Raw genomic sequence first — 8,066 nt, forward strand, 5'->3', positions numbered from 1 at the left:
CTATGGTCCGGCCCGCCAGAGGAAACGCCAGCAATGCTGCTGCACGACGATCGTCTTTTGCCTGCTGAACCGGTGACCCGTGGCATCGCGCGGCGCCTCTATGCCGGCATCCGCGACCTGCCGATCATCTCGCCGCACGGTCACACCGATCCGCGCTGGTTCGCCGAGGACAAGCCCTTCCCCGATCCGGCGACGCTCTTCGTCAAGCCGGACCACTACATCTTCCGCATGCTCTACTCGCAGGGCATCCGGCTCGAACAGCTCGGCATCGCCCGCAAGGACGGTGGAGAGGTCGAGACCGATCCGCGCAAGATCTGGAAGCTGTTCGCCAGCAACTGGCACTTGTTCAGGGGCACGCCGACCAGGCTCTGGTTCGAGCACGCGGCCTGGACGATCTTCGGCATCACCGAGCGCCTCTCGGCCGAGAGCGCCGACCGAATCTATGACCGCATCGCCGAACGGCTGGAGCAGGACGAGTTCCGTCCGCGCGCGCTGTTCGAGCGCTTCAACATCGAGGCGATCGCCACCACCGAAGGCGCGCTCGATCCGCTGAAATGGCACGACATGATCAGGGACTCAGGCTGGGGCGGCAAGGTCGTCACCGCCTACCGTCCCGACAGCGTGGTCGATCCCGAATTCGAGGGCTTCAAGGGCAATCTCGAGCAGTTCGGCGAGCTGACCGGCGAGGATGTCGGCAGCTGGAACGGCTATCTCGAAGCCCATCGCAAGCGCCGCGCCTATTTCATCGAACGCGGCGCGACCTCCTCCGACCATGGCCATGCCACGGCCCGCACCGCCGATCTGACCGCGGCGGAATGCGAGAAGCTCTTTGCCAAGATCCAGAAGGGCAAGTTCTCGGCCGAGGACGCCGACGTCTTCCGTGGCCAGATGCTGACCGAGATGGCCAAGATGAGCCTCGATGACGGGCTTGTCCTGCAGATCCATCCCGGCTCCCACCGCAATCACAACCCCTATCTCTTCGAGCAGTTCGGCCGCGACATGGGCGCCGACATTCCGCGCGGCATGGACTATGTCTCGGCACTGAAGCCCTTGCTCGACGCGGTCGGCAACGAGCGGAACCTCACCGTTATCGCCTTCACCCTCGACGAGACCGTCTATTCGCGCGAGCTCGCCCCGCTCGCCGGCCATTACCCGGCTCTGAAGCTCGGACCCGGCTGGTGGTTCCTCGATGCGCCCGAGGCGATGCTGCGCTTCCGCGAGCTCACCACCGAAACCGCCGGCTTCTACAACACCGTTGGCTTCAACGACGATACGCGCGCCTATCTCTCGATCCCCGCGCGCCACGACGTCGCCCGCCGCTGCGACTGCGCCTACCTCGCCAAGCTCGTCGCCGAGCATCGGCTCGACGAGGAAGAGGCTGCTGAAGTCGCCCATGATCTCGCCTACCGCCTGGCCAAGGAGGCTTACCGGCTGTGACCAGCGCTACCAAGACCATCGACGAACGCCAGGCCGCCCATCCGCGCGATGTCCGCGGCTACGACACCGAGACACTGCGCCAGGACTTCCTGATCGAGCGCATATTCGTGCCCGGCGAGGTCGCGCTGACCTATAGCCATTACGACCGCATGATCGTCGGCGGCGCGATGCCGGCGGCGAAGCCGCTGACGCTCGATCCGTTCCCGCCGACCGGCACGCCCTTCTTCCTGGCGCGCCGCGAGCTCGGGGTGATCAATCTCGGCGGCGCCGGCTCGGTCACGGTCGATGGCGAGCGCTTCGACTTGCCCTCGCTCGACGCGCTCTATGTCGGGCTCGGCGCCAAGGACGTCTCCTTTGCCAGCACCGACCCAGCCAACCCGGCCAAGCTCTATTTGACCAGCGCCCCGGCGCACCGGCAGGCCAAGCACCAGCTTATCCGCAAGGAAGACGCCAACACCATCCATCTCGGCGCCAGCGAGACCTCGAACAAGCGCACCATCCGGCAATACATCATGCCGAACAGCACCGGCACCAACCAGCTGGTGATGGGCATGACGGCGCTGGAGCCCGGCTCGGTCTGGAACTCGATGCCCTGCCACACCCATACGCGGCGGATGGAGGCCTATCTCTACTTCAACCTCGACCCGGCCCACCGCGTCTTTCATTTCATGGGTGAGCCGCAGCAGACCCGCCATTTGCTCGTCGCCAACGAGCAGGCGGTGATCGCGCCGAACTGGTCGATCCATTGCGGCTGCGGCACCTCGAACTATTCCTTCGTCTGGGCCATGGCCGGCGACAATGTCGAGTTCACCGACATGGACGCCGCCCCGGTGGATACGCTGCGCTGATGACGACGCGCTCGTCCTTCTCGCTGGATGGCCGGACGGCGCTGGTCACCGGCGCCAATACCGGCATCGGCCAGGGCATCGCGCTGGCGCTGGCCGAGGCTGGCGCCAGGGTCGTCGCGGCCGGCCGCTCAAGCATGGCGGAAACGGAGAAGCTGATCGCCGAAGCCGGCGGAACCTGCTTCGCGCTTCAAGCCGATCTCCAGCAGAACGGCATCGCTGCACGTGTCGTCGCGGAGGCCACTGACCTTGCCGGCCCGCTCGATATCCTCGTCAACAATGCCGGCATCATCCGCCGCGCCGACGCGCTCGATTTCAGCGAGAGCGACTGGGACGAGGTGATGAACCTCAACCTCAAGGCCAATTTCTTCCTGGCCCAGGCCTTCGCCAAGGCGGCGCTCTCGGCTGGCCGCGGCGGCCGCATCGTCAACATCGCCTCGCTGCTTTCCTTCCAGGGCGGCATCCGCGTCGCCTCCTACACGGCGAGCAAGAGCGGGCTTGCCGGCCTGACCCGGCTGCTCGCCTGCGAATGGGCGGCCAAGGGCATCAACGTCAACGCGATCGCCCCCGGCTATGTCGAGAGCAACAACACCGAAGCATTGCGCGCCGATCCCGACCGCAGCACCGCGATCCTCGCCCGCATCCCGGCCGGCCGCTGGGGCAGGCCCTCGGACATCGGCGGCGCGGCGGTGTTCCTGGCGAGCGACGCGGCTGCCTACATCCACGGCGCGATCCTTCCCGTCGACGGAGGCTGGCTGGCCCGATGAGCGAACGTCTCAACTCCTTCTTCCAGCATGACGCTGACATCGCCTGGGAGCCGACCGAACCCGGCGTCAGGCGCAAGATCATGGCCTATGGGCCCGACCTGATGGTGGTGCGCGTCGTCTTCGAGACGGGCGCGATCGGCAAGGCGCACCAGCACCCGCACCGCCAGGCTTCGTATGTCGAGAGCGGCGTCTTCGACGTCACCATCGACGGCAAGACCAGCCGGCTTTCCGCCGGCGATACCTTCTTCGTGCCCGAAAACCTCGTCCACGGTGTCGTCAATATCGAGGCCGGGCAATTGATCGATTCCTTCACACCGATGCGGACGGAATTTTTGTGAGAGCTCGCCGTGCCGGCCGTGCCGGCGCGGCTCCCGTCAGGGGACAAGAACGACCGGAATAAGCCGGCGATCATTTTGGGGAGAGGATCAAGACCATGCTCAATCGACGGAGTTTCTCCGCGCTCGCCGGCGTCGCCTTCGCCGCGCTGCTCGCGACCTCGGCTCAGGCGCAGAACGTCACCCTGCGCTCGACCGACATTCACCCGACAGACTATCCGACGGTCGAGGCCGTCCGCCACATGAGCAAGCTGCTCGATGAGCGCACGCAAGGGCGGATCAAGATCAACGTCTTCCACTCCGCTCAGCTCGGCCAGGAGAAGGACACGATCGACCAGACGCGCTTCGGCGTCATCGACATCAACCGCATCAACATGGCGCCGTTCAACAACCTGATCCCGGCGACCAACGTGCCGTCCCTGCCCTTCATCTTCCGCTCGGTCGACCATATGCGGAAGGTCATGGACGGCCCGATCGGCGACAATCTCCTGAAGGACTTCGAGAAGCACGACCTGATCGGCCTCGCCTTCTACGATTCCGGCTCGCGCTCCTTCTACAACTCGAAGAAGGCGATCAACACGCCCGCCGACATGAAGGGCATGAAGATCCGCGTGCAGCAGTCGGACATGTTCGTCGCGCTCGTCTCGGCGCTCGGCGCCAACGCCACGCCGATGCCGTTCGGCGAGGTCTATTCGGCGCTGCAGACTGGCGTCATCGACGGCGCCGAGAACAACTGGCCGTCCTATGAATCGACCCGGCACTTCGAGGTCTCGAAGTTCTATTCGGTGACCGAGCACTCGCTCTCGCCGGAGGTGCTGGTGATGTCGAAGAAGAGCTTCGACAAGTTCAACGCCGCCGACCAGGCGCTGATCAAGGCTGCCGCCAAGGAGTCGATCGCCAAGATGCGCGAGCTCTGGGATGCGCGCGAGAAGGCCTCGGAAGCCAAGGTCAAGGCCGGCGGCGCCCAGGTCAATGCCATCGAGAAGCAGCCCTTCATCGACGCGATGAAGCCGGTCTACGACAAGTTCGTCACCGACGCGAAGCTCAAGGATATGGTCGCCGCCATCCAGGCGGTGAAGTGAGCTGAACTGCGGGGCGGCTTACGGGCCGCCCCGCCCGATTTTGTCATCCGGGACAAGCCGCAAAGCGGCGCCGATCCGGGGTCCATGCCTGAACCGTTCCGGCAAGGGTCCCGGGTCTTCGCTTCGCTGCGCCCGGGATGGCTCAAGAAATTAGACAGAACCGGACATCCCATGCACGCCTTCACCGCGCTTCTGACGCGCCTCGGCGCCAAGCTCAGCCTCTATGCCCTGTTCACCGCCGGCACCGGCCTCGTGCTGATGACGGTGATGGTCGCCTGGGGCGTGTTCGGCCGCTATGTGCTGAACGACACGCCGATCTGGGTCGAGGCCGGCTCGCTCTTCCTGATGTCCTGGTTCATCCTGCTCGGCGCCGCCGTCGGTGTGCGCGAGAGCGACCATCTCGGCTTCGAGGTCGGGCTCGCCATGTCGCCGCCGCGCCTGCGGGCCGCGCTCGTTCTCATCGGCGAGGGCCTGGTCTGCCTCTTCGGTCTGGCGATGCTCGGCTACGGCAGCCAGCTCGCCGCCGGGACCTGGAGCGACCGCATGCCGATCATCGGCATCTCGCGCGGCTGGGACTATGTCCCGATCGCCGCCGGCGGTGCGCTGATCGCGCTGTTCGCGCTCGAGAAGATGCTGCTCTTCGTCACCGGCCTGACGCAGGCCCCGCTCGGCTTCGGCCATTTCGGCTCCGAGCAGGAGGTCTGAGGAATGGAACTCTGGGTTCTATTCGGCACCTTCTCGCTGCTGCTGCTGATCGGCGTGCCCGTCGCCTTCTGCCTCGGTATCGCCTCGGTCGCGACCGTGGCCTATATGGGCCTGCCGCCGGTCGTCGTCTTCCAGCAGATGAATTCCGGCATGAACGCCTTCGCCATGATGGCGATCCCGTTCTTCATCTATGCCGGCGACCTGATGATCCGCGGCGGCATCGCCGAGCGGCTGATCCAGATGGCGTCGAGCCTGGTCGGCCATCTGCGCGGCGGCCTCGGCCAGGTCAATGTCGTGACCTGCACGCTCTTCGGCGGCATTTCCGGCTCGGCCGTAGCTGATGCTTCCGCCGTCGGCGGCCTGATGATCCCGCAGATGAAGAAGCGCGGCTACGACGCCGACTACGCCGTCAACGTCACGGCGAACGCGGCGATCATCGCGCTTTTGATCCCGCCCTCGCACAACATGATCATCTATTCGCTCTCGGCAGGCGGTAACATTTCGATCGCCGACCTGTTCACCGCCGGCGTGGTTCCCGGCCTGCTGCTCTGCGGCTCGCTGATGTTCGCTGCCTGGGCAGTGGCGGTGAAGCGCGGCTATCCGCGCGAGGCCTTTCCGGGCTTCGCCGCCGTCGGCCGCTATGTCGTCGTCGCCACACCCGGCATCCTACTGATCGGCATCATCTTCGGCGGCGTTCGCTCCGGCGTGTTCACCGCGACGGAATCCTCCTGCGTCGCGGTGGTCTACGCCATCCTCGTCACCGTCCTGGTCTACCGCCAATTGACCTGGACCGCCTTCGTCGAGGCGACGCTCGGCGCCGTCCGCACCACGGCGATGGTGCTGCTGGTGATCGGCACCGCCGGCGCCTTTGGCTGGCTGATGGCCTTCCTGCAGGTGCCGCAGGCGACGATCCTGGCGATGAAGGCGGTCTCCGACAACCCGCTCGTCATCCTGCTGATGATCAACATCATCCTCCTGGTCCTCGGCACCTTCATGGACATGGCGCCGATGATCATCATCTGCACGCCGATCTTCCTGCCGGTGGTCAAGGCCTTCGGCGTCGACCCCGTGCATTTCGGCGTGATCCTGATCCTCAACGCCGGCATCGGCCTGAACACCCCGCCGGTCGGCTCGGTTCAGTTCGTTGCCTGCGCCATCGGTCGGATCTCGATCGGCGAATCCATGCGCACGATCTGGCCGTTCTACGGCGCCTCGGTTGCCGTGTTGCTGCTGGTGACCTATGTGCCCGGCATCTCCCTCTGGCTGCCGAGGCTGTTCCATTGACGCGCCTGTCCTCCGCCACGCTCTCCGCCCTTCCGGCCGCCGTCAGGCGGCCGGGCTATGATCGCAGCAAGCTCCAGCCCGGCATCGTCCATCTCGGCCTGGGCGCCTTCACCCGCGCCCATCTCTGCGAGTTCACCGATGACGCGCTGGAGCAGGAATTCGGCGCCTGGGGCATCGTCGGCGCCAGCCTGCAGCGGCCCGACCAGCGCGACCGCCTGAAACCGCAGGACGGACTCTACACCTTCCTGAAGCGCGCCCCCGCCGGCCCCGAGCTGCGCATCATCGGCTCGGTGCTCGACGTGCTTGTCGCGCCCGAGAGCCCGCAGGCGCTGGTCGCGAGGCTCGCCGCGCCGGAGACGAAGATCGTCTCTCTCACCGTCACCGAGAAGGGCTACTGCCACGATCCGGCGACCGGCAAGCTCAAGGCCGATCATCCCGAGATCGTCCACGACCTCGCCAATCCCGATGCGCCACGCTCGGCCGTCGGCCTGATCGTCGCCGGCCTCGCCGCCCGCAAGGCCGCGGGCCTCGGCCCCTTCACCGCGCTCTGCTGCGATAATCTGCCGTCCAACGGCCACGTCCTCGCCGGTCTCGTCCGCGACTTTGCGGCGCTGCGCGACGACAAGCTCGCCGCCTGGGTCGAAGCCAGCGGCGCCTTCCCCTCGACCATGGTCGACCGGATCGTGCCGGCGACGACCGAAGCCGACATCGCCGAGGTGGCCGCCCTGCTCGGGCAGGACGACGCCGCGCCCGTGATCGGCGAGCCCTTCCGGCAATGGGCAGTGGAGGACGTATTTGCAGCGGGCCGGCCGCGCTGGCACGAGGTCGGCGCGCAGATGGTCTCGGAGGTCGCGCCCTTCGAGTTCATGAAGCTGCGCATGCTCAACGGCGCGCATTCGAGCCTGGCCTATCTCGGCTACCTCGCCGGCTACGAGACGGTCGCGGCCGCGAGCGGCGATCCGGTCTTCGCCCGCTTCCTGCAAGGCCTCTGGGCCGAGATCATCCCGGCCGTGCCGGCGCCGCAGGGTGTCGACCTCGCAGCTTACGCGAGCGATCTTCTCGCTCGCTTCCAGAACCCGGCGATCAAGCATCGGACCTGGCAGATCGCCATGGACGGCTCGCAAAAGCTGCCGCAGCGCCTGCTCGGCACCATCCGCGAGCGGCTGAAGGCCGGCGCACCGATCGATCATCTTGCGCTCGGCGTCGCCGCCTGGATGGCGTATGTCGCCGGCATCGACGAGAAGGGCCAGCCGATCGACGTGCGCGACCCGCTCGCGGCCGAATTCGCGCTTCGCGCCAAGGCCCTTGGCCGCGATGCCGTGGCGCTGAGCACGGCCCTGTTCGGCATCGTCGCGATCTTCGGCGAGGACCTGCCGCGGGAGGAGCGCTTCACCAGACTGGTGTCCCGCCATCTCGACAGCCTGTTCCAGAAGGGCGCGAAGGCGACGGCCGCGGCGCTGGGGTGAGCTCCGTTTGCTGCAACAGCCCACGCCAATGACTGAGGCGCGGGGAACCCTCTCCTGGAAGGAGAGGGCAGGGTGAGGTGTGGGCCGCTTGACTAGTTCCGCGAGCGCTCACCGCGCGGCCAGTTTCAGGTCAACGATTCAGCTC

At 66.4% G+C, this 8,066-nt stretch carries 8 protein-coding genes; all 8 read left to right on the top strand.

Features of this window, described 5'->3' with window-relative positions; all coding sequences use genetic code 11:
* Positions 1-33: 33 nt before the first annotated feature.
* The 8 genes from uxaC to ACSQ3M_RS15490 all read left to right on the top strand — a co-directional run bounded on the left by uxaC (position 34) and on the right by ACSQ3M_RS15490 (position 7,921).
* Positions 34-1,437 carry a glucuronate isomerase gene (uxaC, locus tag ACSQ3M_RS15455; protein ID WP_436150948.1) on the top strand — a complete coding sequence of 468 codons (1,404 nt, stop codon included), beginning with the start codon at positions 34-36 and terminating at the stop codon, positions 1,435-1,437.
* Positions 1,434-2,285 carry a 5-dehydro-4-deoxy-D-glucuronate isomerase gene (kduI, locus tag ACSQ3M_RS15460; protein ID WP_436150949.1) on the top strand — a complete coding sequence of 284 codons (852 nt, stop codon included), beginning with the start codon at positions 1,434-1,436 and terminating at the stop codon, positions 2,283-2,285. Before uxaC ends, kduI begins: the two co-directional genes overlap by 4 nt.
* Positions 2,285-3,049 (top strand): 2-dehydro-3-deoxy-D-gluconate 5-dehydrogenase KduD, encoded by a 765-nt coding sequence (gene kduD, locus ACSQ3M_RS15465; RefSeq protein WP_436150950.1) that lies wholly within the window; start codon positions 2,285-2,287, stop codon positions 3,047-3,049. The genes kduI and kduD overlap by 1 nt, the downstream gene beginning before the upstream one ends.
* Positions 3,046-3,387, top strand: a complete 342-nt coding sequence (locus ACSQ3M_RS15470; RefSeq protein WP_436150951.1) for a cupin domain-containing protein — start codon at positions 3,046-3,048, stop codon at positions 3,385-3,387. Before kduD ends, ACSQ3M_RS15470 begins: the two co-directional genes overlap by 4 nt.
* Positions 3,388-3,482: 95 nt before the next feature.
* Entirely contained in the window at positions 3,483-4,466 is a 984-nt protein-coding gene (locus tag ACSQ3M_RS15475) for a TRAP transporter substrate-binding protein (protein ID WP_436150952.1), read from the top strand.
* 171 nt (positions 4,467-4,637) lie between these two features.
* Positions 4,638-5,171, top strand: a complete 534-nt coding sequence (locus ACSQ3M_RS15480; RefSeq protein ID WP_436150953.1) for a TRAP transporter small permease — start codon at positions 4,638-4,640, stop codon at positions 5,169-5,171.
* 3 nt (positions 5,172-5,174) lie between these two features.
* Complete coding sequence (locus tag ACSQ3M_RS15485) at positions 5,175-6,455, top strand: TRAP transporter large permease (RefSeq protein ID WP_436150954.1); 1,281 nt, start codon at positions 5,175-5,177, stop codon at positions 6,453-6,455.
* The gene (locus ACSQ3M_RS15490) at positions 6,452-7,921 is read left to right on the top strand and encodes a mannitol dehydrogenase family protein (RefSeq protein ID WP_436150955.1); all 1,470 of its coding nucleotides are present in this window, start codon (positions 6,452-6,454) and stop codon (positions 7,919-7,921) included. The genes ACSQ3M_RS15485 and ACSQ3M_RS15490 overlap by 4 nt, the downstream gene beginning before the upstream one ends.
* Positions 7,922-8,066 lie beyond the last annotated feature (145 nt).

Source organism: Allobosea sp. LjRoot90 (assembly GCF_964254315.1).
GTDB lineage: Bacteria > Pseudomonadota > Alphaproteobacteria > Rhizobiales > Beijerinckiaceae > Allobosea.

What these genes read in the sequence shown, in the direction of transcription:
- ACSQ3M_RS15485 (WP_436150954.1), top strand. Translation starts at nt 5,175, where the DNA reads ATGGAACTCTGGGTTCTATTCGGCACCTTCTCGCTGCTGCTGCTGATC.
- ACSQ3M_RS15480 (WP_436150953.1), top strand. Translation starts at nt 4,638, where the DNA reads ATGCACGCCTTCACCGCGCTTCTGACGCGCCTCGGCGCCAAGCTCAGC.
- ACSQ3M_RS15475 (WP_436150952.1), top strand. Translation starts at nt 3,483, where the DNA reads ATGCTCAATCGACGGAGTTTCTCCGCGCTCGCCGGCGTCGCCTTCGCC.
- ACSQ3M_RS15470 (WP_436150951.1), top strand. Translation starts at nt 3,046, where the DNA reads ATGAGCGAACGTCTCAACTCCTTCTTCCAGCATGACGCTGACATCGCC.
- kduD (WP_436150950.1), top strand. Translation starts at nt 2,285, where the DNA reads ATGACGACGCGCTCGTCCTTCTCGCTGGATGGCCGGACGGCGCTGGTC.
- uxaC (WP_436150948.1), top strand. Translation starts at nt 34, where the DNA reads ATGCTGCTGCACGACGATCGTCTTTTGCCTGCTGAACCGGTGACCCGT.